Source organism: Pseudomonas sp. FBF18, assembly GCF_024261405.1.
Classification (GTDB): Bacteria; Pseudomonadota; Gammaproteobacteria; order Pseudomonadales; family Pseudomonadaceae; genus Aquipseudomonas; species Aquipseudomonas palmensis.
The window spans coordinates 245,216-270,155 of sequence record NZ_QKRS01000004.1 but is presented as its reverse complement, the minus strand read 5'-3'; the positions used below and the strand labels follow the sequence as shown (position 1 = coordinate 270,155).

Here is a 24,940-nt window from a genome sequence, read left to right as displayed (position 1 = left end):
GGGCTCAGGCCTTGAGCGAGGCCATGTCGATCACGAAGCGGTACTTCACGTCGCCGGCGATCATGCGGCTGTAGGCCTCGTTGATGTGCTGGATGTCGAGCATCTCGATGTCGCAGCAAATGCCGTGCTCGGCGCAGAAGTCCAGCACCTCCTGGGTTTCGGCGATGCCGCCGATCAGCGAGCCGGCCAGTACGCGGCGCTTGAGCACCAGGTTGGCGGCGTGCAGGGGCGGCTCCACCGGTTCGATCAGGCCCACCAGGATGTGCACGCCGTCGAACTTCAGGGTTTCCAGGTAGGGGTTGAGGTCGTGCTGCACCGGGATGGTGTCGAGCAGAAAGTCGAAGTGCCCGGCCACGGCGGCCATCTGCGCGGCATCGGTGGACACCACCACATGGTCGGCGCCCTGGCGGCGGGCTTCCTCGGCCTTGCTGGCCGAACGGGTGAACAGGGTGACTTCGGCGCCCATGGCCTTGGCCAGCTTGATGCCCATGTGACCCAGGCCGCCCATGCCGAGGATGCCGACCTTGTGCCCGGCCTTGACCCCGTGGTGCTTGAGCGGCGAATAGGTGGTGATGCCGGCGCAGAGGATCGGCGCGGCGCTGGCCAGGTCCATGCCGGCCGGGATGCGCACCACGAAATGCTGGTCGACCACGATACTGCTGGAATAGCCGCCCATGGTGTTGCTGCCGTCGACCCGGTCGGGGGTGGCGTAGGTCATGGTCGGGCCTTCGAGGCAGTACTGTTCCAGGTTGGCGGCGCAGGCCTGGCAGTGGCGGCAGGAGTCGACCATGCAGCCCACACCCACCAGGTCACCCACCTGATAGCGGCTGACGCTGGCGCCCACGGCAGTGACCTTGCCCACGATTTCGTGGCCGGGCATCAGCGGGTACACGGCGATGCCCCATTCGTTGCGGGCCTGGTGGATATCGGAGTGGCACACGCCGCAGTAGAGAATCTCGATGGCCACGTCGTCGGGGCGTGGGCTGCGGCGCTGGAAGGTCATGGGGGCGAGGGGCGTGGTGGCCGACTGGGCGGCGTAGCCGATGGCGGTGTACATGGGGGAACCTCGCAAAAGCAATGACGGTAGAGGCGGCGCATTGTCCGCGCGGGCAACGGGCGTGCCCACCGGCATTCCTCTGCGTGTCATGCCTGATTCTCCGGACCTGCGGGGGTGTCGCCCGGGCGGGCCGCTTCGCCGGCAAAGCCGGCGCCTACTGGCGAAGAGGCGAGTCGAATCTGGTCAGTGCGCGGCCTGCTCCAACAGCCGGTAGATCCGCTCATCCTGCGCGTGCGCCACATTGAAGCGCAGCCACGGCACCACCCGCGCATCGGGCATGAACAGTTGCCCGGGCGCGAGCAGAATCTTGTGTTCGCGTGCGTCCATGGCCAGTGCCGTGGCGTCTTCGACCTGGGGGTGACGGGCCCACAGGAACAACCCCGCATGGGGCTTGACGAAGATCTCCATGCCCACCGCCTCGAGCTTGCGCGCCACCTGTTCATGGGCCAGGGCCAGGTTGGCCTGCAACTGCTTGACGTGCTTGCGGTGGCGCCCCTGCAGCAGCACCTCCAGTGCCAGTTCCTCGGCAATTGCCGAGGTGGTCAGGCCGCTGGCCATCTTCAGTGGCACCAGTTCGTCGATCAGGTCGCGGTGCGCGGCAACGAACCCCACCCGCAGCGACGGCGCGATGCTCTTGGAGAAGCTGGCCACGTAGATTACCCGCGCCAGCTGGTCCATGCCTGCCAGCGCCTGCTGGTCGGACGGGTCGAGGTCGGCGTAGATGTCGTTTTCCACGATCAGGAAGTCGTACTTTTCCGCCAGTTGCAGCAGACGGTGGGCCACCGCCAGTGTCAGGCTGGTGCCGGTGGGGCATTGCAGGCGCGTGTTGGTGAAGAACACCTTGGGCCGGTGTTCGCGGATCTGCGCCTCGAGCACGTCCAGGTCGATGCCGTCGCGGGTGCGTGGCACCCCCAGCAGACGGGCCCCCTGCAGGCGCAGGTTGAGGAACAGGTTGTGGTAGCCCGGTTCGTCCACCAGCACGCTGTCGCCGCGGTGCACCAGGTAGCGCACCAGCAGGTCCAGCGCATGGCTGGCGCCGCTGGTCAGCAGAATCTGCTCGGGGTGGGCGTTGACCCGGGTATCGAGCAGTTTCTCCACCAGCCGGGCGCGCAGGTTGGCGCACCCCTTGGCATGGCCGTAGCCGGTGAACTCGCTCGGGTCGCGACGGCTCAGGGCGCGCAGGCTGCGTTGCACCCCGTCATCGTCGCTCCAGGGCTCGGGCAGCAGGCCGATGCCCGGGCGCAGGTCCATGCCCAGCGGCTGGAACACCTTCTGCAGCAGCAGGTAGGCGTCGAAGTCGAAGGCATCGTCGCTGGCACTGGGCATCGGCGGCGGGGCGGGGGTGTCGGGGGCGCTGCGTACATAGAAGCCGGCATTGCGCACCGCCGTCAGGTAACCCAGGGCCACCAGCCTGTCATAGGCCTCGACGGCGGTGAAATGGCTGACCTTGTGGGTTTGCGCGAACTTGCGGATGGAGGGCAGCTTGGTGCCCGGGCGCAAGCGCTGTTCGTTGATCGCGAGGGTGATGCCCGCAACGATCTGGTTGACCAGCGACTGCGACGAGCTGGCATCCAACAACATCATAGAAAACATCCGTCAGGCGAGGGTGTGGCGGTGGGTGTACTGGTGAAAACACCATAACAGGGCCGGCACAACCAGCGCGTTCTGTGCATGGTGGGCCGCCGGGGGCTGCTGCAACATCCCTGCATGCCGGCGGGCCAAGTGCCCGAAACATACCATGAACAAGGAGGCGCGATGCACCCCAACACCCCGCGGATCGACGCGCAGCAGGTTTCGCCCGAAGAGTGGCAGACCCGTTGCGACCTGGCAGCGCTGTACCGGCTGCTGGCCCACTTTCGCATGACCGATCTGATCGACACGCACATCTCGGCCCGTGTCCCCGGCGAGCCGGGGCATTTCCTGATCAACCGCTACGGCGTGCTGTTTCACGAAATGCGCGCCTCGGACCTGATCAAGATAGACCACCACGGCAACACCATCGACCCTGGCTATGACGCCGGCAGCGTCAACCGTGCCGGCTTCAACATCCATTCGGCGATCCACGCCGCACGTCCGGACCTGGCCTGTGTGGTGCACACCCATACCGCTGCCGGCATGGCCGTGTCGGCCCAGGAGCAGGGGCTGCTGCCGATCACCCAGCATGCGCTGAAGTTCTATCGCCGCCTGGGTTACCACGACTACGAGGGCATTGCGCTGAACCCGGCCGAAGGCGAGCGCCTGGTCAGGGACCTGGGCCCGCACATGGCGATGATCCTGCGCAACCATGGCCTGCTGGCCGCCGGGCGCTGCATTGCCGAAGCCTTCAACCAGATCTACTTCCTGGAGCGCGCCTGCCAGGCGCAGGTACAGGCACTGGCGGGCAACCCGCCGCTGCGCCTGCCGGACGAAGCGGTCTGCGAACTGACCGCGCAGCAGTCCGACGCCGAATTCGATCAGCAACTTCACCTGTTGGCCTGGACCGCCGCCTTGCGCCTGATCAGTGGTGATCAGGTGGATTACCGAAGCTGAAGTGCGACCACCCGAAAGGACGCCCAGCGTGTATCAACTCTGCCAAAACCAATAAATTACAGAGGTAGACATGAAAAAAACCACCATTGCCGCCGTGTTGCTCAGTGCTTTTGCCGCCAACGCCCTTGCTGCCGAAATCACCGTGATTTCGTTTGGCGGTGCCAGCAAGGATGTACAGACCGAGGCCTTCTACGCCCCCTTTGCCGCCGCCAGCCACAGCAAGGTGGTAGCGGGTGAATACAACGGCGAAATGGGCCGGATCAAGGTCATGGTCGACACCAACAGCGTCAACTGGGACGTGGTGCAGGTCGAGAGCGCCGAACTGATCCGTGGCTGCGAGGAGGGCCTGTTCGAACACCTGGACCTCAACCGTATCGGCAAGGAATCGGATTTCGTGCCCGGCACCCTGTCGGACTGCGGCGGCGGCCTGCTGGTATGGTCGATGGCGCTGGCCTACAACGGCGACAAGCTCAAGCAGGCGCCTACCGGCTGGAGCGATTTCTGGGACACCAAGAAGTTTCCGGGCAAGCGCAGCCTGCGCAAGGGCGCCAAGTACACCCTGGAAGCGGCACTGATGGCCGATGGCGTGCCGTATGCCGACGTGTACAAGGTGTTGTCGACGCCGGAAGGGGTGGAGCGTGCATTCCGCAAGCTGGACCAGATCAAGCCCGACATCCAGTGGTGGGAGGCCGGTGCGCAGCCGATGCAGTTCCTGGCCAGCGGCGACGTGGTGATGAGCACCGCGTTCAACGGCCGGGTGTTCGCCGCACAGGCGGCCGGCGCCAATGTGCACACGGTATGGAATGGCAGCATCTACGCCATCGACTCGTGGGCGATCCCCAAGGGCAGCAAGAACAAGGCCCTGGCCGAGGACTTCATCGCGTTTTCGCTGCGCCCGGAAAACCAGAAGATCCACACCACCAAGCTGGGCTATGGGTCGACCAACCTGCATACCGCCGGGCTGCTTGACCCTGCACTGGCGGCGCAGTTGAACACCGCGCCGGACAACCTGGCACAGGCCATCCCGATGGACAGCGAGTTCTGGGTCAACAACGGCGAAGACCTCGAGCAGCGCTTCAATGCCTGGGTTGCCAAGACCAAGTGAGTGAACCCCTTCGCCAGCAAGGCTGGCTCCTGCACCAATCGTTGTAGGAGCCAGCCTTGCTGGCGAAAGGGCCACAACCGTCAATGCCTCTTGCTGTCAGTTCAGCGACTTCAGCACCGCCTCCAGCGTCTGTACGAACAGATCGGCATGCTCGCGCTGGAAGATCAACTGCGGCCTGATCTTCAGGATGTTGGCCGCCGGCCCCGCCGAACTGATCAGTACGCCACGTTCACGCATGCCGTTCACCACCCGTGCCGTTGCCTCGGTGGCCGGCGCCTTGCTGGCACGATCGGTCACCAGCTCGACCCCCACGAACAGCCCGGCCCCGCGCACGTCGCCAATCAGCGGGTAGCGCTCGGCAAGCCCCTGCAGACCCGCCTTGAAGTATTCGCCCACCGCCGCGCAGTTGGCCATCAGGCCTTCGCCCTGGATCACGTCGAGCACCGCGTTGGCTGCTGCACATGACACCGGGTTGCCGCCGAAGGTGTTGAAGTAGCGGGCGGTGCGACCGAACGCATCGAGCACCTCGCTGCGAAACACCGCACCGGCAATCGGCTGGCCGTTGCCCATGGGTTTGCCCATGGTGACGATGTCGGGCTGCACGCCATGGCGCTGGTAGCCCCACATGTGCGAGCCGGTACGGCCAAAGCCCGATTGCACCTCGTCGGCGATGTACAGCAGGCCCTCTTCGCGGGCCACGGCCACCGCCTGCTGCAGGAAGCCGGCCGGGTCGGACAGCACGCCATCGCTGGCGAAGATGCCGTCGAGCAGCAGTGCTGCCGGCTTGATCCCGCAGCGGCGCAGGTCGGCGATGGCGGCGCGCACGTCGTCGGCGAAGATCTGTGCCACGTTCTCGGCGCCCAGGCGGTAGGCGTCGGGAGCCCGCACGGTACGCACGAAGTCACCCACCGGCACGCCCGCACCCAGCGAAGGCGAGGCGGCGGCGATCTGGTCGGTCACGCCGTGGTAGGCCAGCTGGGTCACGATCAGGCCGGTACCGCCGGTGTACTGACGGGCGATGCGCAGGGCCAGGTCGTTGGCCTCGCTGCCGGTGCAGGTGAACATCACCTGGTCCAGCTCGGGCGGGAAGGTGGCCAGCAGTTTCTCGGCATAGTCGAGGATGCCTTCATGCAGGTAGCGGGTGTGGGTGTTGAGCACCTTGGCCTGCTCGTACAGCGCCTCGACCACCTTGGGGTGGCAGTGGCCGATGGAGGCCACGTTGTTGTAGGCATCTAGGTAACGCTTGCCGTCGGCGTCGTACAGCCACACGCCTTCACCCTTGACCAGGTGCAGCGGGTGTTCGTAGAACAGGCGGTAGGCCGGGCCCAGCACGCGCGCACGGCGCTCGATCAGGGCACGTTCGGTTTCGCTAAGGCGTGCGGCATCTTCGGCGGTGAAGCCATTGATCATGGTCATTTACAGCGTCTCCTCGGAGCAGATACGACGAATCTGTTGCTGCGCGACCTCGCGCGGCACGTCAGCCAGGGCCTTCAGGCCGCGCCAGGCAGACGGCGCGTTGCGCAGGATGTAGGTGCGGTTTTCCGGGTACAGCGCAGCGCGCCAGTTGGTGATGGTCACGGTCAGCACCAGGCGGGTGGCGATCAGGTCCACCAGCAGTTCCTGTTCCAGCGGCTCCAGCGGCGCGATGCGGTGGTAGGCGCGGATGAACGGTGCAGCGTGTTCCAGCGGGTCGCCCTGGCTGCCCAGTTGATAGGCGGCGCCCACGGCCAGGTCGTTGACCAGCGGGGCATGCACCATGTCGCCGAAATCGAGGATGTTGCGCACCGGGTGCGGCTGGCTGGCATCGACGATCACGTTGTGCGGGTTCAGGTCGTTGTGGATCACCTGGGCGCGCAGGCCCTTGAGGTGCGGTTGTGCGTGGCGCTCGAAGTTGTCCAGAAAGTGCTGGGCCAGCTGGCGCTCTTCAGGGTCCTGGATCAGGCCGATCTTGTCGCTCAGCCGCGAGGCGTGCTTGAGGTCCCACAGCAGCTCGTGCCCGGCGCCGGGGTGGAAGAAGCCGCGCAGGGCCAGCCCCAGGCGGGCCAGGTGCTCGCCCAGGCTGCTGCGCAGCGCCACGTCGGGGTGTTCGACGCGGTGCAGGCAGATCCCGTCGACGAACGAGAACAACCGCACCAGCAGCGGCTGGCCATCGAACATCAGCGGGATCTGGTAGCTGCCGCTGGTGTTGGGGTAGATGCGCTGCACCGCCAGGGTCGGGTCGCAGTGCTGGATGTGCAGCAGCGCCTGGTTCTGGAAGTCGGCCACCTGCGGGTCTTCGGCCGCGTTGGAGACCTTGAGCAGGTACTGGGCGCCGTCGGCGCAGGTGATCTGGAAGTTGAGGTCACGCTCGCCGGTGAGCAGGCGGCACGCGCCGTGCAGGCCGAAGTACTGCGCTGCCACGGCCTGCGCCTGTTCGGCCGAAACCTTGGGCGGAGCTGCGACCAGCAATGCGTCGAAGGCAGGGGGTGTGTGAAGGGTCACTGAACATCACTCTGTCGATTGCCGGGAAAGCTGGGGTGTCAGGCCAGCACTGGTTCGAACATAGGCCTGTTTGGCTATATCGGTTATATCCAGAGTTGATCAGTTGTTAAGGCCACTTGTATGCTCGCGGTTCCGATTCCGCCCCTGCAGTGAGGCACCCGATGGCATCGCTTCTCCACGACCTGCTGGTCGGCACGCTGGACCGCGACGGCGGCGTGACCCTGCAGCGCCAGTTGTACCAGGCGATCCAGGCGGCGATCCTGCAGCGGCGCCTGCCGGTCAACCACAAGTTGCCCTCCACCCGGGCGCTGGCCGAGCAGTTGCTGGTCTCGCGCCTGACCGTGTCGCTGGCCTACGACCGTCTGCTCGATGAGGGCTACCTGTACGCCCGGCCCGGCAGCGGCACCTTCGTGGCCGACACCTTGCCCCAGGTGAAAACCGGCGTGCCGGCCCCCGATACGCCCGATCAGGCGCCGCTGTCGGCCCGGGGCAAGGCGATCAACGCGCGCTTCGGCGCGGTGGCGCGGGCCGAGGGCGCCTTCGTGGGCGGCGTATCGGACGCCGACCTGTTTCCGTTTCATATCTGGAAGCGCCTGCACAACCGCTACCTGAGCAAGCGCCAGGCGCACCTGGCCGGCTACGTGGATCAGGGCGGCTACCGCCCGCTGTGCGAGGCGCTCAGTGCCTACCTGTATGCGGCCCGCGCGGTCCGTTGCAGCCCGGCGCAGGTGATCGTGACCCAGGGCACCCACCAGTCGCTGGACCTGGTGGCCAAGCTGCTGGGCGACCCGGGGGACACCGTGTGGGTCGAGAGCCCCTGCCATTGGGGGGCGCCGGTGGTGTTTTCGGCGGCGGGGCTGCACTGCGCGCCGCTGGCGATCGATGCGCAGGGCGCCTGCCTGCCTTCTGCAGTGCCGGCTGCTGCGCCGCGGCTGGCGTTCGTCACGCCGTCGCACCAGTACCCCACCGGCAACATCATGTCGCTGCAGCGCCGGCGTGACTGGCTGGCGTATGCCCAGGCCAACAACCTGTGGGTGGTGGAGGATGACTACGACAGCGAGTTCCGGTACGACATCGAGCCGATGCCGTCGCTGCAGGGGCTCGGTGGCGAAGACCGGGTGATCTACCTGGGCACCTTCAGCAAGGTGATGTTCCCGGGGCTGCGCCTGAGTTACCTTGTGGTGCCCGAGGGGCTGGCCGAGGCCTTCGGCAAGGGCCTGATCCAGCTGTACCGGCCAGGGTACCTGTCGATTCAGGCGGCGATGGCCGACTTCATCCAGGAAGGGCATTTCGCCCGGCACATCCGCAAGATGCGCGCCGAGTACGCCCAGCGCCGCAGTTGCCTGCAGCAGTGCCTGGACGAGGCGTTCGGGGCGCTGATCGGGTACTCGGCGGGGCAGGCGGGGTTGCACCTGGCGGTACGCATCGGTGCCCCGGGCACGGCGCGCAAGATGCTGGCGCAGGCCCCGGCACATGGGCTGGTGCTGCGCGGCGGCTACAGCGTGGAGCCCGACGCCGATGACGACAACCTGCTGGTGCTGGGGTACGGCGGGGTCAAGGTGGGCGAGATCGAGGCGGCAGTGCAGCGGCTGCGGCGGCTGTACGATCAGGTGGCGGCAGGGCCGGCTCCCGCACCTGTCGTGTAGGAGCCGGCCTTGCCGGCGAAACGGCCTGCGCGCTCGCTGCTCTACCGGCCTCCCTTCTGGCGCTTGTCAGCCGGCTGCGGATGCCCGAACAGATACCCCTGAAAATGCGAGCAGCCTTCGGCCTGCAATTGCTTGAACTGCGCCTCGGTCTCCACCCCCTCGGCGGTGGTGTTGATCAGCAGGCTGCTGCTCATGCCGGTAATGGCGCGGATGATCGACATCGCCTCGCGGCTTTCGCCCATGTCGTGCACGAACGACTTGTCGATCTTGATCCGGTCGAACGGGAACGAGCGCAGGTAGCCCAGCGAGGAGTAGCCGGTACCGAAGTCGTCCAGGGCAATACGCACGCCCATGTCCTTGAGCGCCTGCAGGGTACGCAGGTTGCCGTCGCTGTTCTCCAGCAGCACCGATTCGGTGATCTCCAGTTCCAGGCGCGACGGGTCGAGCCTGGCGTCGGTCAGCGCAAGCTGCACCACTTCCACCAGGTCGCTGTTCTTGAACTGCACCGGCGACAGGTTGACCGCCACCGATTGCTCGGTGGCCCAGCTGGCGGCCTCCTGGCAGGCCAGGTTCAGCGCCCGCGTACCCACCTCGTGGATCAGCCCGGTCTCTTCGGCAATCGGGATGAAGTCCATCGGCATGACCTGCCCCTTGACCGGGTGCTGCCAGCGCATCAGCGCCTCGTAGCCGGTGATCTGCCCGTCGTTGCCGATGATCGGCTGGTAGTGCATGTGCAGCTGGCCCAGGTGCAGCGCGGTGCGCAGGTCGGTTTCCATGATGCGGCGGCGCCGCGCGGCTTCGTCGAGCTCGGGGTGGAACAGCTCGTAGCGGTTGCGCCCGTTGCGCTTGGCCTCGTACAGGGCCATGTCGGCGTAGCGCAGCAACTGGTCGGCCTTGTGGTGGTCGACCGGCGCGATGGCGATACCCACGCTCAGGCCCACCGAGAAACTGTGGCCGTCGATCAGGAACGCCGGCGCCACTGCCTCGATCAGGCGCGTGGCGGTGCGCTGGGCATCCTCGAGGCGCGCCAGGTGCGGCAGCACCACGGCGAACTCGTCACCGCCCAGGCGCGCCAGGGTGTCCTGGTCGCGCAGCACGCTGCGCAGGCGCTGGCCCAGGGCGCGCAGCAGGCGGTCGCCGAAGGCATGCCCCAGGGCATCGTTGATGTTCTTGAAATTGTCCAGGTCCAGACACAGCGCCGCAGTCATGTGCTGGCGCGCCTGCCCGTCGGCCAGGGCCTCTTCCAGGCAGTTGTGGAACAGCGTGCGGTTGGGCAGGCCGGTGAGTTCGTCGTGGTGCGCCATGTGGTGAATCTGCGCGTGTGCGGCGATCTCGTCGGTGACGTCGTCGGCGATCTGCAGCACATAGTGGCCCGCACCCACCTGCGGGTTGCGGCTGAGCAGGGTGCGTGAGCGCAGGGTGCGTCGGCCCAGCGGGGTGTCGAGGTGGTCTTCGGTCAGGTGCAGGCCGTTATGGTTCAGGCAATGCTCGGTGAGGTGTTCGAGGTAGCCAGCCATCACCGGCACCAGGCTCTGCTGCGGGGTGCTGCCGACCAGGGCGCACTGCTGGCTGGAGAACAGCTTCTCGGCCTGCGGGTTGGCCAGCAGGATCTGGCGTGACGCCACGTCCAGCACCATCACGCTGGACGGGATGTTGCTGATCACCGAGTCGAGAAACTGCGACAGCGCGGCCATTTTCTCGCTCTGCGCTTCGGCCAGCTCCTTGGCTGCCAGCAGGTCGAGTTCGTACTGGCGGCGCTCGGTGATGTCGCGGGTGATCTTGGCAAACCCCAGCAGCTGGCCATCGTCGTCGTGGATGGCTTCGATCACCACGTTGGTCCAGAAGTGCGAGCCGTCCTTGCGCTGGCGCAGGCCCTGGGCCTCGAAGCGGCCGGTCTGGCGTGCGGCGTCCAGGCTCTGGGCGGGCAGGCCGGCGGCGCGGTCCGCCGGGGTGTAGAACACCGAGAAATGTTGGCCGACGATCTCGTCGTGGGTGTAGCCCTTGGCCCGCTCGGCGCCGGCGTTCCAGTTGATCACATGGCCCAGCGGGTCGAGCATGTAGATGGCGTAGTCGTTCACGCCTTGTACCAGCAGGCGGAAGTGACGCTCCTGTTCACGTTGTTCGAGCAGGGCACGGCGCTGTTCGGTGCAGTCGCGGGTAACCTTGGCAAAGCCGACCAGGTGGCCGTCGTCGTCATGCACCGCGTCGATCACCACGTGCGCCCAGAACGCACTGCCGTCCTTGCGCAGGCGCCAGCCCTCGGCCTCGAAGCGGCCCTGGTCGCGGGCGGTCTGCAGGTTTTTCTGCGGCAACTGCGTGGCGCGCTCCTCGGCGCTGTAGAACACCGAGAAATGCTCGCCGATGATCTCTTCGCCGGTATACCCCTTGGCCCGCTGCGCCCCGGCGTTCCAGTTGCTGACCACACCCTCCGGGGTCAGCATGTAGATCGCGTAATCGATCACGCTCTGTACCAGCAGGCGATACATTACATCGGAGTTTTCAATCATGTCGGCATCTCGGATCGCGTGGGGATGAAGCCAGCGGGGTGGGCAAGAGGAAACGAAAGGCGCGGGTGCGCAAAGCGGCACACTCAATATCAGGGCCGGATGCGAACGGCAATGGTTCTTTGGTACTGATTTTGGCGGCGCTCAGGGATTTGCGCGGCGCGAGGTGGGCATTTGGCCAGCAACGCCGGCTCCTGCAGGCTGCGTGCGCCCGTGCAGGAGCCGGCAATGCCGGCGAAGGGGCTCAGAACTCCAGCTGTGCCGAGAACGTCAGGGTACGCGGCGCGCCCAGGAAGTGGTCGCTCAGCCAGTACGCCTTGTTGGTCAGGTTGCTGACGTTGGCGCGCAGGGTCAGGGCGTTTTCCGCCAGCGGCAGGCGATAACGCGCACCGGCATCGAAGGTGGTGAACGACGGCAGGCTGTAGTGGTTGGCCTCATCCACGTACTGCTTGCCGGTGTAATAGGCGCCGCCGGTCACGGCGAATCCGGGCACGCCGTTCAGGTCGTATTCGGCGTACACCTTGGCCAGCTGGCTGGCCACGCCCACCGGCTTGTTGCCCTCGATGCTGGCGTTGGCCGCCTTCTTCACCTGGGGGTCGAGCAGGGTCAGGCCGCTGACCAGGGTCAGCTGCGGGGTGACCTTGCCGGTGATGCCGAACTCCAGGCCGTTGTTCTCCTGGCGTCCGTCCTGCACGTAGATCTGCTGCTGGTTGGTGTAGCCATTGGGCTTGTCGATGTTGAACAGTGCCAGGGTCAGCAGGGCTTCGCCCACTTCGGCCTTGACCCCCACCTCGTACTGCTCGCTGATGGCCGGGGCCATGGCCTGGCCGGCGTTGAGTGCGGTGTTGGGCGCGATGCCGCCGGCCTGCAGGCCTTCGATGTAGGTGGCGTAGGTGGTCAGCCAGGGCAGCGGCTTGTAGATCAGCGAGACGTTGGGCGAGGTCTTGCTCTGGTTGTAGTTGTCGATCTGGCTCGGGGTGCCGAACGATTCGGCCCACACGAAGTTGTCGCTGAAGGTCTTGATGCGGGTGCGGGTGACCCCGAGGATGGTCGACCATTGTTCGTTGAAGGTGATCACATCGCCCAGCAGCAGGTTGTCGGCCTGGGTGCGCGAGGACAGGCGCTGGTCGCCGTGGCCGATGGAGTAGTCGGGCTTGGCGTACTGCGGGGTTTCATCCAGCGGGATCGAGCCGTTGCCGCCCACCGGCTGGTACTGCGGCCCCGGGAAGGGAATGTAGTCGGTGTAGTCGCGTACCCGCGCCACGTTGCCCTGGTAGCCGAAGGTGACCTTGTGGCCGATGCTGGCGGTGTCGAAGGCCGCGTCGGCGAACAGGTAGGCCGAGGTTTCCTCGCGCTCGACCGGGGCGAAGGCGTACAGCGGTTGGCTGTAGACCCCGGGCGAGGTCACGGTGGGGCCGGTGTAGGCGTACTGGGTGCGGTTGCGGTCGTGGGCCACCGCACCGCGCAGGCTGAACACCTCGTTCAGGCGCCAGTTGAAGCGGCTGCCGACACGCTCGTGCTCGCTGTCGGAGAACGCCCAGCGCTGGCTGTAGAGCTTGTCGTTGTCCAACTGATCGGCGTCGGGGCGCAGGCGCTGGTCGGCGAAGTACCAGTAGCTGGTCAGGCCGTGGGTCTGGTTTTTCTTGTACGAGGCGTCGAACTGCACCAGCAGGTCGTCGCTGACGTTCCAGTCCAGCGCCAGGCTGACCATCTTGCGACGGCGGTTCTGCAGGTCGATGGCGGTCTCGCCGTCCTGGGCCAGCACGTTGACGCGGTAGGCCAGCACGCCCTGATCGTCGATCGGGCCGCCGAAGTCGCCGTGCACATAGGCGTTCTCGCCGCCGGCGTTGCCCAGGGTCACGCTGTTGTAGCGCTCGTAGGTGGGGCGCTTGAGCACGTAGTTGACCAGCCCGCCCGGGCTGCCGGGGCCATACAGGAAGCCGCTGAGGCCGGTGACGATCTCCAGGCGCTCCATCTCCTCGACGAAGTTGCCGCTGTCGGAGCCATTGCTGAAACGCAGGCCGTCGTTGGCGATGTTGAGATTGCCCAGGTCGTTGAAACCGCGGATCGCCACCGAACTGGCATAGCCGGCGCCCGAGGGCGAGGTGAACTGGGTGAAGGGGCTGAGCTTGAAGATGTCGTCGGTGGAGGTGGCCTGGGTGTTGCGGATCAGCTCGCTGGACACCACGCTGATCGAATAGGGCGTGTCCTTGAGGGCCATGCCGCCCAGGGCGCCGACGTTCTTCAGCGAGTCGGTGAGGTAGCCGGCTTCGGCGCTGCCGTCGGCGATGCGGGTGGCGTTGACGTCGGTTTGCGGCAGGTTCAGCCGGGCTTGGGGCACAGCCTGTTCATCGGCGGCCAGCAGCGGCGTGGCGATACCGGCGCAGGCAATCGCAAGCGCCAGCAGGTGAGGGCGGGGCGTAGGGGCGGCAACGGACATGGGGTCAGGTTCCTGATGTGAATGGTTCTCAGTAACCCTGTTGCCGCACGAGAAACAAAAAGTGACAGAGGCGCTGCAAAATAAATCGTGCAGCGCCTTTTTTTCAGGTTTTGAAGCGCCGTACCAGCGTGTTCATTTCGTTGGACAGCTGGGTCAGGTTGAACGCATCGCTCTTGGCTTCACTGGCCAGTCGCGCCACCCGCTGCGCATCTCCGTGGATCTGGCTGATGTGCTGGTTGATGCTTTCGGCCACCTGGTGCTGCTCTTCGGCGGCGGTGGCGATCTGGGTGTTCATGTCGCGGATCATGTCCACCGACTCGCGGATCTGGCCAAAGCGGGTGCGTGCCTCGCCGATGCGGCTGACCGAGTCCTGCGACAGGCTCAGGCTGGTGTTCATCTGTGCTGCGACCTGGCTGGTGCCGCGGGCCAGGTTGGCGAGCATGCCGTCGATCTCGGCGGTGGAGTCGGCCGTGCGCTTGGCCAGAGCACGCACTTCGTCGGCCACCACGGCAAAGCCGCGCCCCTGCTCGCCGGCCCGCGCCGCCTCGATGGCCGCGTTCAAGGCCAGCAGGTTGGTCTGCTCGGCAATCGAGCGGATGGTGCTGAGGATCGACTGGATGGCGTTGCTGTCGCGCTCCAGCTGCTGCATGGATTGCGCCGACTGGGCGATTTCCTGGCTGAGCTGGTCGACGCTGCCCACGGCGGCGTCGATCTGCTGCTGGCCCTCGGAAGCCTGGCGCTGGCCGTTGTCGGCCGACTCGGCGGCCTGGCTGCACGAACGCGCGACCTCGTTGGCGGTGGCGACCATTTCATGGAAGGCGGTCGACACCATGTCCACGGCCTCGCGCTGGCGACTGGCGGCGTCGGCCATTTCGTTGGACACGCTGGTGGCGCTGTGGGAGTTGGTCAGGATGCCATCGGCGGCGTGCATGATGTGCTGGATCAGGCTGCGGATCGCGCCCAGGAACTGGTTGAACCAGCCCGAGAGCTGGGCCGTTTCGTCGTTGCCGCGCACATGCAGGTTGCGGGTCAGGTCGCCTTCGCCCTGGGCGATGCCTTCCAGGCCGTGGGACACGTCGTTGATCGGGCGCACGATGACCTTGGCAAAGCTGGCACCGACGAAGGCGAACAGCAGCCCAAGCGCGGCGGCAATGCCGACGATCAGCCAGGTGAGGCGGGTGGCCGAGGCCATCACTTCACTCTGCTTGACCAGGCCGATGAAGCGCCAGCCCAGTTGCTCGGAAGGCCACACGTTGGCCATGTAGCGCTCACCGTCAAGCTCGATCTCCACCAGCCCCTGGGTAGTCTTGGCCAGTTGCGCATAGCCCTGGCCGAGGCTGTCGAGCTGTTTGAAGTTGTGCGCCGGCTGCTTGGGGTCGACCAGGATGTTGCCGCTCTGCTCCAGCAGCATCACGTAGCCGGTTTCACCCAGCTTGAGCTGCTTGATGATCTCGGTCAGTTGCTTGAGCGACACATCCACGCTCACCACGCCGCCGTTGGCGCCCAGCGCGTTGGGCAGGCTGCGCACGGTGCTGACCAGCACCGCGTCGTCGTTGGCCCAGTAGTAGGCGGCGGTACGCAGGGTCTTGCCCGGGTTGGCCTGGGCCATCTTGAACCAGGGGCGCTGGCGCGGATCGTAGTTGGCCAGGCTGGGGTCTTCGGGCCATGAGATGTAGCCGCCCTCGGTGGTGCCGATGGAGATGTAGCCATAGGCCGGGTGGCTGGCGCCGAGGCGGGCAAAGTAGTCGAACACCGGTTTGTCCTGCGGCCCCATCGGCAGCGTGGGGGCGTCGGGCGAAATGTACTTCTTCAGGCTGGCGTCGGTGTTCTGCAGCATGGGCAGCTTGCTGAGAAATTCGATGTTCTGGCTGATGCCGTCGAAGAACAACTGCATGGCATTGGCCACCTGTCGAATCTCGCGGTCGCTGCCGTCGACGAAGTTGTCCCGCGCCTCCAGGCGGATGTTGAGTATCACCAGCGTAGCGACGACCAGTATCGGTACGCAGGCGATGGTCGCGAAGCCCCACGTGAGTTTCTGTTTGATGTTCATATCCGCTCCGCTGACGCCGTTTAATTGTTGTTTCGTCTGGTCGGGTTATCGGCGTGGCGAGCGGCCGCTTGAGCAGCAAAGGCAAGGATTGTAGGACATTTCATCTGCGCACTCCTGCGGTGCACACAAGCGCGTTCATGCGCCGTTTCGGGGCGCAGAAAAGGTGGGTTCGCAGGGGCATGGAAGGGGCTGGCAGAGTGCTATCTGGCTGGCTTGCGCGTCGGTTTTCAAGGTGGTTTTTTGCGTTGGCCTGGTAGTTGCCTGCCGAATGGACAAAGGAATGTCGTATCGGGAGATGTAAATGTCGCTATCGAACAATTGCATGCAACTGTCCGCCGCAGAAAAGCGCTGGCTGCCATGGTTTGGCAAGACCGGCAAACTGGCCATGGGCTGGGCCTGCCGCCTCAACCGATCGGCGTACCCGGTGATCGGGCAGACCTTCGAAGCCATTGCGCAAACCCGCGTCAAGTTGCTGCAGGGCTGGGCCCAGGAGCAGTGGGAGCACCTGGCGGAGCTGGCCGCCAGTGCCGGCAACGACATCCGCAGCCTCGATGGGCAGGTATTGCAGCAGAAGCTGGCCCAGGCCGAAGACTTTTCCGAGTTGTTCGTCGTGGATGCGGCGGGCGAGGTGCTTGCCTCGACCTGGCGCGGCCAGGGCACGCGCCCGCGCATCGACCCACGGCCGCTGGCCGAGGGGCTGAAGGCGCCGTTTCTGCATGGGCCCTACAGCGACCCGCTGACCCTGGCGATCGGCCCGTCGACCTCCAGCTTTCATGATGAAGTGACGCTGATGTTCTACCAGCCGATCAAGGTCGACCGCCAGGTGGTGGGCTGCCTGTGCGCACGGGTGCCCAACGACGTACTGGGCGACCTGATCCAGCGCGAGGCCGGGCATATCTTTGCCGAGTCCGGGGACAACTACCTGTTCATGGTGCAGTCGCGTTTCGACCCCGGCCTGCAGCCGGGGGTGGCCTTGTCGCGCTCGCGCTTCGAGGACGGCACCTTCAGCCACGGCGAGAACCTCAAGAGCGGCGTGCACACCCCGTGGAAGACCGTGCAGGTGCAGCGCCACACCGAGCTTGAGCTGCGCTTCACCGACCCGGCCACCGGGCAATTGCACCCTGGCGTGCGCGAAACCATCCGCACCGGCGCCAACCTGTTCGTGAGCTACCCCGGCTACTCGGACTACCGCCACATTCCCGTGGTGGGCAAGGGTGTGACCTTTCAGTTGCCCGGTTCGCCGGACCGCTGGGGCATGATGTGCGAAGCCGACCTGGAGGAGGTGTACCGGCGGCGCTCGCTGAGCTACGGCCTGATGAAGCCCTACCTGGCGACCATGCTCGGCCTGTTCGTCAGCAACTACCTGGTGCAGCACTACAGCGGCCTCGACCAGGGCCTGATCGATGCGTGCGAGGGCGTGAGCCTGCTGCTGGCCGCGCTGGTGTTCAGCGTGCTGGGGCCGCAGCGCCTCGCCGCGCGCCTGAGCGAGATGACCGGCGTGATCAGGGCCATCGCCGAAGGCGAGGGCAACCTGCGCCAGCGCCTGGACACCACGCGCATGGCCAATGACGAGACCGGCGACATGGGGCGCTGGATCAACAGCTTCATCGACCACCTGGACGCGGTGGTGGGGCAGGTGATCAAGGCCAGCCACAGCGTGGGCACCACCAACCAGATGATGCTGGGGCGCAGCCAGGCCGCCAGCCTCACCTCCGAGGAGGTGGCCGATGCCGTGCACCGCATGATGGTGATCGTGGAGGAGCAACTGGGCGAGATCCAGCAGGCCTCGGCCGGCGCCGAGCAGATGAAGCAGGCCATGGACGAGGTGGTCAGCCGGGCGCGGGAGCAGTTCCTGACCGTGCAGGCGGGCACCCAGTCGATTCGCGATGTGGTGCAGCGTTCATCGTCCAGTGTCAGGTTGCTGGACAGCCGCATGGCCGAGATCGGCAACATCACCGGGCTGATCAGCGACATCACCAGCCAGACCAACCTGCTGGCGCTCAATGCCGCCATCGAGGCGGCGCGTGCCGGCGAGCATGGTCGCGGCTTTGCGGTGGTGGCCGACGAGGTGCGCAGCCTGGCGGCGCGCACGGCACGGGCGGCCGACGATATCCGTACGATGGTCGACGGTTTGCACAGCGAGACGCAGCAGGCCGTGGGCTTCATGCAGAGCGGCGTGCAGGACGTGGATGACAGCCTGCGCCTGGCCGAGCAGGCCTCGTCCGAGAACGTGCAATTGCACCGGGCCGTGGAGAACATGTTCGGCATCATCCAGCAGCTCAACCAGCGCAGCCTCGAGTACGGGCGCACCATCAAGGAGGTCGATCAGGCGTCACTGGAAATGCGCCAGACCGTGACGGTGTTGCACACCAGTGCCGAGACCGTGCGCTTGAATGCGAACAAGCTGCAGAAGCTGGTGGGCGTGTTCGAAGTCAGCCGCGGGGCAGGAGAGCCTGCCGCCGCATGACCCCGTTGGCGAAAACCCACCCCAAATCTTTTTTAAATCAGGGGGTTGCAAGCCCTCCCGAATGCGGACATAATGGCGTCCATCGAAAGCGACGAGAAATAAAAATCTCAACGTTTTCAATGAGATGCAAATCTCTACAGTTTGTACGTGATTGAGCTGCTTCAGAGGGTTCAGTCATTTGAGGCCGAGTAGCAAAGTGGTTATGCTCCGGATTGCAAATCCGTCTACGCCGGTTCGATTCCGACCTCGGCCTCCATTATTGAAAGCCCCGCAGATTAACGTCTGCGGGGTTTTTCTTTGGGCGATAGAAAACCTGATCGTTTCCGCATCTTGAGGCATCGTTTCCGCATCAGCCCTCTACTTGGTCGGGCTGACCACTTCACCGACTCGGCGATAAACACGCTTGGTGATTTCCTCTTTCCCTGGTCGAGAAGTGCATGACTGGTGGCTCGTACAAAAAGTCAGAGCCAAAGACCTGGTAACGTCCGTTACAGTCAGCGCCGCCTCATCAGGCGGCGTTTTCGTATGGCGGGAAGGCGCTGGTGGGCAGCGCTGCTGGTGTTATGCTTCGCCGCTTACCAAACAGGGAGAGTGGTAGTGAAACTGCGGGAAAAGCATAAGGTATTTCAGGAATGGTTCACGCCGCGGCGGCGTCGGCGAGCGGGCGGTACGTTGCTCGTCATCTGGACTGTCGGCATCTGCGTTTACCCTGGCAAGCACTGGATCTACGTGATGATTCCCGGAATGATGTGGTTCATGAGCGCTTGGCCTCCCGAGCTCCATGACAAGCGCTGAGGCACTGGCGGGCGGCGCCGAAGGGGCAGGCCGCGCGGCGCTTCAGTTGATCAGTAAGCTGCGTTGGCAGGTTGCGGATAGTCAGGCTGCTGCTGTCCTGGTCGAACTCAATCTTGGAGCCGAGCAAGTGAGGCTCGAAGCTGATCGACAAACCCTCTGCTCGACCGGTGTAGCGCCTGAACTGGTTCAGGGTGCGCTTGTGCGCAGTGAAGCTTTCCATCAGGCCGTAGTCCCCGGCCTTGATAAATTCGGCGAAGGTCGCGGGTCGATCTTCATCGAGCACCTGCACCGTGTAGTGAGGCCCAAATATCAACATCAACCGGTCGGAACAGGGTCAATGCGGGAGCGCATTCAGGTGGGGCAAGACGTAGTGCTTCGCGGCGGCATGCGCCGCCCTTCGTGACCTGAGCGCCTACGCAAGTTATCGTGCGGTTATGGATGGATGACTGAAGGAGGCGTGAATGCTGTGGTTCGGAACCGACAAAGCCAGGTTCAAGGTTCAGCGGCGCATCGCGGGCGTCGTGTTGTTCATTGCGATCTTCTTTCTGGCCGCACAGCTCGAAGCATGGTGCTCAGATAACGCCGCATTTGGCGATGTACTGGACGGCATCATCTTGACTGTGTTTGCAGGAGGCATGTTCTACCTGGCAGGCAGATGGTGACTCTGGTGACCCTCCGTGGCCGGATGCGGCATGGGGGTGAATGAACCTTTTCATACAGCGTCGTCTACATTGGAGGGGCTATCCCCTTTCTGAGAGTACGGCCATGCTCAAATCGAAAACGTTGATCTCAGTGCTATCAAGCCTTGTTTTAGTTACAGGCTCGGTCGGCGCATGCGCTGACCCCGGTAATGGAAAAGGGCAAGGCAACGGAAAGGGTAACGCTCACAATGCTCAAGGCCACGGCAACCAGGGGAGCGGGGCTAAGGGAACGCGTTCAGGGCAAAATGACTGGGACCACGGCCCGAACATTGATCGTGGCAGCGTCCTGAACGTTCTGAACAGTTACCACAATTATTGGGCCCCAGGCCCAGCACTACCGCCTGGCATCCAGAAGAACTTGGCACGAGGAAAACCGCTCCCTCCTGGCATCGCGAAAAAGCTCGACGCAAGACTTATCGGCCATCTACCGCGCTACGATGGCTATGAGTGGCAACAAGCTGGCACAGACTTGATTCTCGTTGCTATTGCCACTGGCATCATCTACGAAGTGATAAATGGAGTGCTGGATTAAGCTCGATCTATTAGAAGCTCGCATCAGGCTTTACAGGCGGCGCGCTTGCTCCTCTGGATGCGAGTTGAAGGGTTACGGGTGCTGTGCGCTTGGACTGACAAGGAGCCGATAGCGCCTGAAGTGCGTACCGTCGATATCAACTTCTCCGTCAGGGCGAAACCCTAGGCGCAGGACACCTTTGATTCGAACTCTGGTTGGTGGAAGCAGTAGGGTAATCGACTCCAGCCTCAACTCCTGAACAGCGCGCCGTACGATTTCATTGAAAATTACCTTTCCCAATCCCCAGTAGTGTGGATGGAGCACCAAGGCAAGATCGGCGTCGTCGCCCTCTTTCTGTAGCCCACCCCAACCGGCAAATTCATTCTCGACGAAGAAGGCCCAGGGCCCATATCCGTTAAGGACCCATTGGGCCTCTTTTTGGGCGACCCATGCCTTGCATTTTTTTTCGTCAAAGTCGGGGCGACCCAGGGGCATCTGGCGTAAGACATCTGGATTGTTGTTAAGCGCCATGATGGCATCGGTTGAAACATCGCTGAGATGTCGGAACGTTAGCTGCATGATTTGCCTTGCGGATGACTTGATGTTCACCAATACCGGCAACTCACCATTATTTCAACGTCCAGGTGCGTGATGAGCAGATCGATGCCGCCACCATCGCCGACCGGATCAACCAGAAAAAGCTGAACCTAGCCAATAACTACAGTGACAGCGCCTGCGGCATGAGCCTCGACGAGTACAACCAGAAGCTGGCGGCCCTTAAATTATGCTCATGCAGAAAAATGGCTCAAAAAAAGCCCGCGCTAGACGGGCTCAAGTATGCGTCGGTACAGTGACCTCACACGTTATGAGGGCTCAAATCGGGTGCCGCAAGCATGACACAGCCAACTACGGCGCCAGACTTCCAACTTGTCGTATTGCGCGACGTTGAACCGCCAATGACGAACAAAACCGATCACGCCGATTGCAATGAACGCAACGCCAATGAAGAACCTGGTCCAATCGACTCCCCACCAGGTGTTCATGAGTTTAAGGCCGTCATACAGGATGATGGAGCCCACGATCGTAAGTATGACGGGCCCCAGCAAGCGTTTGCCTGGTGGGGGAGAGACGCTGGCGGCCAGGTCAGTCTGATGTTTACCCGTCGTCTCGACCGTAACACTTGGCCCTACTCCGGATTGCACTTGATGAGTGGTTTTGATGCGGGAGGTGCCTGCGGCATGGATAACGGACAGCAGTTGAACATTTTGCCCGTGACAGTGTGGGCACGCGACGGCATTGTGACTTACCACTAGTTCATTCCTTTGAAATGACAAAGTGCGCATTTTAAAACAGGTCCGAACATTCTTGCACTTGGTGGCATTTTGCTTGCAGCCACTTTGCTGGTTGACCGAGAGGGGCTCTTTTCATCTTGAATCCATCGCTGTGGTAGCGCATTCGATTCATCCGCCCCTGCACCAGGGTGGCGTGCACCGTTGAAGTGAGCTATTGCTGATGTTTCGGCACCTGGCCGACTCAGGAGACAATTCGATGAAACAGCTACTGTTGGGCGCCTTGCTGGTGAGCGCTGCCGGCATTGCCCATGCGGACATCCCGCTGCTTAACGCCACCTGCCCAGGCAACATCGAGGTTCACGCCGATGAAGGCGGGCCGATCTATATCAATGGCAAAGAGGCCACGTTGAAGAAATTCAACGACAACTATTTCGAAGCCAAGGGCAGCGGGATAACCGTGTCGCTCACCATCAGGCCCGACGGCTCGCCGGATGTGTCGTACACCGGCAAGAATCGTGCGAATGGCGTCTGCGAACTGGCCGATCAGGACTGAACGCCAGCGCCCGGTAAGCGCTGGCACGATGCGTCACTCAACCGCTGCGAAGGCAAGTGCCGCAAGCGTTCTGGCGCGAGGGTCCATCAGCACATGGCTGCCCATGGTGGTGGTCACGAAACCAAAGCTCATCTCCCGGTCTGGGTCTGCGAACGCCACCGGCCCGCCCAGCCCAACATGACCGAATGCCTGCGGCCCCATGCAATAGGACGCGTCAGGGTCGGCGGCATGTTCCATCATGCAACCCAGGCCATAGCGCATGGGGCGCCGCAGGGTCTGGTCGAACCCTGCACTTTGCTCTGTGCCGAACGCCTTCAACAGTTGTGGCCCCAACAACTTGCCTTGCAGCAGGGCACTGTAGAAGCCCGCCAGGCCATGGGCGTTGCCATGGCTGCAGACGCCCGGCTGGTGGTAGCCCCACCAGCGCGGATTACCCGTACGGGTGGGTGAAAGGCTGGGGTTGGTGAATGCCAGGGTCGCCACATGCGCAGGCTCATTGAGGATGAGGGTGCGCAGGTCCTGTGCGAACCGGTCACCCACTCGGCCGGGCGCATGCTCGAAGTGAGCGATACGCTTGAACTGATCGGCAGGCACGCCCAGGAACACATCCAGCGCATGGGGTTCGAGGATCTCCTGGTGTATGAAAACCCCGGCGTCGCGACCGTCCACCCGGCGGATCAGCTCACCGATGATCCAGCCATAGGTGGTCGCGCCGTACCCCACCTGTGTGCCTGGCGACCACCACGGCTGTTCGTCTGCTGTCACCTGGGCCATGTGGTTCCAGTCGTACATGTGGGGCGTGCGATCCGGCAGGCGCAGCGCAGGCAAGCCGCTGGTATGGCTCAACACCTGGCGAAGGGTGATTCGTTCTTTGCCGTGTCGAGCGAATTCAGGCCAGTGTTTGGCCACGGGATCATCCAGACCCAGTCGGCCCCGTTCCACCAGCATGAGTACCGCCACAGCGGTGATCGGCTTGATGGTGCAATAGGCGTTGACCAGGGTATCGCGCTGCCAGGGGGCATGGCCGTGCGCATCCTTCACGCCGCCCCAGATGTCTACGACGGTCTTGCCGCCGACCTGTATGCAGACACCGCCACCGCGCTCGTGGGGCTCTTCCAGGATGGCGGCGAAGGCTTGGCGGACCGGTTCAAAAGCAGCGTCACATCGTCCTTGTACCTGCATCTCATTGACTCCATTCGATCGAGCGCTGAACTCTAGCCCGTACTGCGCGGTGGGGGTGCCGGTGCCCTGCGCTTGTGCGCACCGTTCGTCCAATGCCCGGCACTCCCACACCCTGCGAGGCTTCTCACGCTTATGCGCGGGCATCCCGTGCAGCAGCCTGGAGAAGCACCATGGACATCGACGAGAACGCACCTGGCAACAGGTCACAGCAGGGCGTTACGCGCACCACCGACAACGAAACCGGTCACGATCCAAGGCGCGAGGCGCCAGAGGTGCCACTGCCGCCTGACGACGAAGCGGCGGTCGAAGAAGACATGACCGATGTGGAGGCCGGCAACTCGGTACTGAGCGAGCATCCCGAGGCAGGAAACCACAGTCGCGACGACCACCCGCATGCGGGCTCGCCATTGCGCGAGCAGGGCGATGGGAGAAAGGAGACGCGCGACGTGCCTGCGAGCGATCCTGAGTCCGGTGCCTGAACCCTCGCCTGGTCAGTAGGTGGCGGTGATCGCCTGAGCCAGCTGCCGATCTGTCATCAAAGGTGGCCGGGCGGTCGCACGATAATGCCGAGACGCCTGCTCGAACTGTGCGCCGCGTATCTGGCCATCCGAGCCAACGAAGGCCAGCGCGTCGCTTCTGGCCGACTTGAACAGATCGGGCGCATTGAAGGTCAGCGCGGTGGTGCCCGCCACCAGGATGCTCGGCACGAACGTGGTGTACATCAGCGCCTTGTCGAACGGATTGGCGTTTTCGGCAGCCGCAGCGTGGCTGCTGGCCAGGACAAGCAGGGCGGCGCCCAGGGCGTTCCATACGGTCATTTGCGGTTCCATTGCACCGGGTGGCTTAGCGTGATCTCAGGCTTCGATGCAGGCTCAGCACGCCCTTGTCGTCGAACAGAAAGATGATCTGGTTGCCCACGTTGTCCTGGCAGATGACGCCTTCATTCTGGCTGTCGACGATGCCCTGGCATGCCATGTTCGACACGTAGGGGCGCAGTTGGCACTTGAGCGTCTTGCCATCTTCGATCACCAGTTGGTGGTTGGGCGAGATGCTCTGCGGGTCTGGGGCCGGGCAAGTGCCCTGGCCCCAGTCGATGCCTTGATGATTGGGCTGATGATTGGGCTGGGTGGTGCAGCCGGCCAGCAGCACCAGGGGCAACAGGTACTTGCACTTCATGGTCACGGGTCCTGTTAGTTGCATCATTGTTGCGTTAGCGCTGCAGACTACAGGGTGATGGTTTTCATTACCCTGCGCTGAGTCTCGTTTTGAAAGATTCGCCCGGGCGATGCCAGTGCTGCGCCGGGCGGTGCCGCCATCGATGGGGAGGGAACTAGCGCGCGGGCTCACCGTCGGCCAGCCCTCTGGCCAGGTCCACGGCTGCGGTAATGGCGGCCCTGGCCTGGGGGCTGTTCTTCCAGCAGGTCGAGCCCAATGCGGCAGATGCCTGGGCAAGGATGTCAGTGACATCCGATCTGCCCAGCTCGGCCAGGGAATCGATGCCCATCTGCTCGAGCCGGGTGATGACGGTGGGGCCTACGCCCTTGAGCGCCAGCAGGGCAGTACGTTCTGTCGGGGAAAATGCCATCGATGAAATCCTTTTCTGTTCTGTAGAAGCCTGGCGACAAGC

The 24,940-nt window shown here is 64.0% G+C and carries 20 protein-coding genes, 1 tRNA gene and 3 pseudogenes; 11 read left to right on the top strand and 13 right to left on the bottom strand.

The genetic code is table 11. From position 1 onward, the window contains the following. Positions 1–4 precede the first annotated feature (4 nt). Both DN387_RS09265 and DN387_RS09260 read right to left on the bottom strand, forming a co-directional pair. Entirely contained in the window at positions 5–1,057 is a 1,053-nt protein-coding gene (locus DN387_RS09265; RefSeq protein WP_043861692.1) for an NAD(P)-dependent alcohol dehydrogenase, read from the bottom strand. Between the two features lie 183 nt (positions 1,058–1,240). After that, the gene (locus DN387_RS09260) at positions 1,241–2,641 is read right to left on the bottom strand and encodes a PLP-dependent aminotransferase family protein (RefSeq protein WP_043861693.1); all 1,401 of its coding nucleotides are present in this window, start codon (positions 2,639–2,641) and stop codon (positions 1,241–1,243) included. Between the two features lie 171 nt (positions 2,642–2,812). On the opposite strand from DN387_RS09260, the gene DN387_RS09255 reads away from it, so the two are divergent. Together DN387_RS09255 and DN387_RS09250 are read left to right on the top strand one after the other, a co-directional pair. Further along, the gene (locus DN387_RS09255; RefSeq protein ID WP_043861694.1) at positions 2,813–3,586 is read left to right on the top strand and encodes a class II aldolase/adducin family protein; all 774 of its coding nucleotides are present in this window, start codon (positions 2,813–2,815) and stop codon (positions 3,584–3,586) included. 70 nt (positions 3,587–3,656) lie between these two features. Then, positions 3,657–4,691: an ABC transporter substrate-binding protein gene (locus DN387_RS09250; protein WP_054914277.1), complete on the top strand. Its 1,035-nt coding sequence runs from the start codon at positions 3,657–3,659 to the stop codon at positions 4,689–4,691. Between the two features lie 96 nt (positions 4,692–4,787). Here DN387_RS09250 and DN387_RS09245 read toward each other — a convergent pair whose 3' ends face one another. After that, positions 4,788–6,107 carry an aspartate aminotransferase family protein gene (locus DN387_RS09245; protein ID WP_054914278.1) on the bottom strand — a complete coding sequence of 440 codons (1,320 nt, stop codon included), beginning with the start codon at positions 6,105–6,107 and terminating at the stop codon, positions 4,788–4,790. Continuing rightward, complete coding sequence (locus tag DN387_RS09240) at positions 6,108–7,172, bottom strand: phosphotransferase (RefSeq protein WP_054914279.1); 1,065 nt, start codon at positions 7,170–7,172, stop codon at positions 6,108–6,110. It abuts the gene before it with no gap. Between the two features lie 161 nt (positions 7,173–7,333). Between DN387_RS09240 and DN387_RS09235 the strand changes: the two genes are divergently transcribed. Further along, complete coding sequence (locus tag DN387_RS09235; RefSeq protein ID WP_054914280.1) at positions 7,334–8,818, top strand: PLP-dependent aminotransferase family protein; 1,485 nt, start codon at positions 7,334–7,336, stop codon at positions 8,816–8,818. Between the two features lie 41 nt (positions 8,819–8,859). Here DN387_RS09235 and DN387_RS09230 read toward each other — a convergent pair whose 3' ends face one another. From DN387_RS09230 to DN387_RS09220, 3 genes and pseudogenes are all read right to left on the bottom strand, one after another. Beyond that, a complete protein-coding gene (locus DN387_RS09230) occupies positions 8,860–11,325 on the bottom strand; it encodes an EAL domain-containing protein (RefSeq protein ID WP_054914281.1) in 2,466 nt (821 codons plus the stop codon). A gap of 241 nt (positions 11,326–11,566) precedes the next feature. Further along, a pseudogene (locus DN387_RS09225) lies at positions 11,567–13,711 on the bottom strand (TonB-dependent receptor); the annotation flags it as partial. 154 nt (positions 13,712–13,865) lie between these two features. Continuing rightward, positions 13,866–15,812, bottom strand: coding sequence for a methyl-accepting chemotaxis protein (locus DN387_RS09220; protein ID WP_054914282.1), 1,947 nt, complete (start codon positions 15,810–15,812; stop codon positions 13,866–13,868). A gap of 301 nt (positions 15,813–16,113) precedes the next feature. Here DN387_RS09220 and DN387_RS09215 point away from each other — a divergent pair, with 301 nt between their 5' ends. Together DN387_RS09215 and DN387_RS09210 are read left to right on the top strand one after the other, a co-directional pair. Continuing rightward, positions 16,114–18,279, top strand: a complete 2,166-nt coding sequence (locus DN387_RS09215; protein WP_054914283.1) for a methyl-accepting chemotaxis protein — start codon at positions 16,114–16,116, stop codon at positions 18,277–18,279. A gap of 182 nt (positions 18,280–18,461) precedes the next feature. Beyond that, positions 18,462–18,535: transfer RNA gene (locus DN387_RS09210), tRNA-Cys, on the top strand. Positions 18,536–19,033: 498 nt separating this feature from the next. Here the strand turns inward: DN387_RS09210 and DN387_RS09205 are convergent. After that, positions 19,034–19,360 (bottom strand): annotated as a pseudogene (locus DN387_RS09205) (nucleoid-associated protein); the annotation flags it as partial. Between the two features lie 175 nt (positions 19,361–19,535). Here DN387_RS09205 and DN387_RS09200 point away from each other — a divergent pair. Together DN387_RS09200 and DN387_RS09195 are read left to right on the top strand one after the other, a co-directional pair. Further along, complete coding sequence (locus DN387_RS09200; protein ID WP_054914285.1) at positions 19,536–19,736, top strand: hypothetical protein; 201 nt, start codon at positions 19,536–19,538, stop codon at positions 19,734–19,736. A 103-nt stretch (positions 19,737–19,839) separates the two neighbouring features. After that, positions 19,840–20,307: an anti-virulence regulator CigR family protein gene (locus tag DN387_RS09195; protein WP_082405690.1), complete on the top strand. Its 468-nt coding sequence runs from the start codon at positions 19,840–19,842 to the stop codon at positions 20,305–20,307. 72 nt (positions 20,308–20,379) lie between these two features. On the opposite strand, the gene DN387_RS09190 is transcribed toward DN387_RS09195, so the two are convergent. Further along, on the bottom strand, positions 20,380–20,865 hold the full coding sequence (locus tag DN387_RS09190; protein ID WP_054914286.1) for a GNAT family N-acetyltransferase: 486 nt from the start codon (positions 20,863–20,865) through the stop codon (positions 20,380–20,382). Between the two features lie 65 nt (positions 20,866–20,930). On the opposite strand from DN387_RS09190, the gene DN387_RS09185 reads away from it, so the two are divergent. From DN387_RS09185 to DN387_RS09175, 3 genes are all read left to right on the top strand, one after another. Continuing rightward, positions 20,931–21,140: a hypothetical protein gene (locus DN387_RS09185; protein ID WP_054914287.1), complete on the top strand. Its 210-nt coding sequence runs from the start codon at positions 20,931–20,933 to the stop codon at positions 21,138–21,140. Positions 21,141–21,179: 39 nt separating this feature from the next. Next, positions 21,180–21,599: a hypothetical protein gene (locus tag DN387_RS09180; RefSeq protein ID WP_143516626.1), complete on the top strand. Its 420-nt coding sequence runs from the start codon at positions 21,180–21,182 to the stop codon at positions 21,597–21,599. Positions 21,600–21,834: 235 nt separating this feature from the next. Continuing rightward, on the top strand, positions 21,835–22,131 hold the full coding sequence (locus tag DN387_RS09175) for a hypothetical protein (protein WP_043861706.1): 297 nt from the start codon (positions 21,835–21,837) through the stop codon (positions 22,129–22,131). A 33-nt stretch (positions 22,132–22,164) separates the two neighbouring features. On the opposite strand, the gene DN387_RS09170 is transcribed toward DN387_RS09175, so the two are convergent. After that, on the bottom strand, positions 22,165–23,313 hold the full coding sequence (locus DN387_RS09170; protein WP_054914288.1) for a serine hydrolase domain-containing protein: 1,149 nt from the start codon (positions 23,311–23,313) through the stop codon (positions 22,165–22,167). Positions 23,314–23,483: 170 nt separating this feature from the next. On the opposite strand from DN387_RS09170, the pseudogene DN387_RS26130 reads away from it, so the two are divergent. Continuing rightward, positions 23,484–23,675 (top strand): annotated as a pseudogene (locus DN387_RS26130) (hypothetical protein); the annotation flags it as partial. Between the two features lie 129 nt (positions 23,676–23,804). On the opposite strand, the gene DN387_RS09160 reads toward DN387_RS26130, so the two are convergent. The 3 genes from DN387_RS09160 to DN387_RS09150 form a co-directional block, all read right to left on the bottom strand. Beyond that, on the bottom strand, positions 23,805–24,131 hold the full coding sequence (locus DN387_RS09160; RefSeq protein WP_043861709.1) for a DUF2388 domain-containing protein: 327 nt from the start codon (positions 24,129–24,131) through the stop codon (positions 23,805–23,807). Between the two features lie 25 nt (positions 24,132–24,156). Continuing rightward, positions 24,157–24,489: a hypothetical protein gene (locus DN387_RS09155; protein WP_043861710.1), complete on the bottom strand. Its 333-nt coding sequence runs from the start codon at positions 24,487–24,489 to the stop codon at positions 24,157–24,159. Positions 24,490–24,643: 154 nt separating this feature from the next. Further along, the gene (locus DN387_RS09150) at positions 24,644–24,898 is read right to left on the bottom strand and encodes a hypothetical protein (RefSeq protein ID WP_054914290.1); all 255 of its coding nucleotides are present in this window, start codon (positions 24,896–24,898) and stop codon (positions 24,644–24,646) included. Positions 24,899–24,940: the final 42 nt, after the last annotated feature.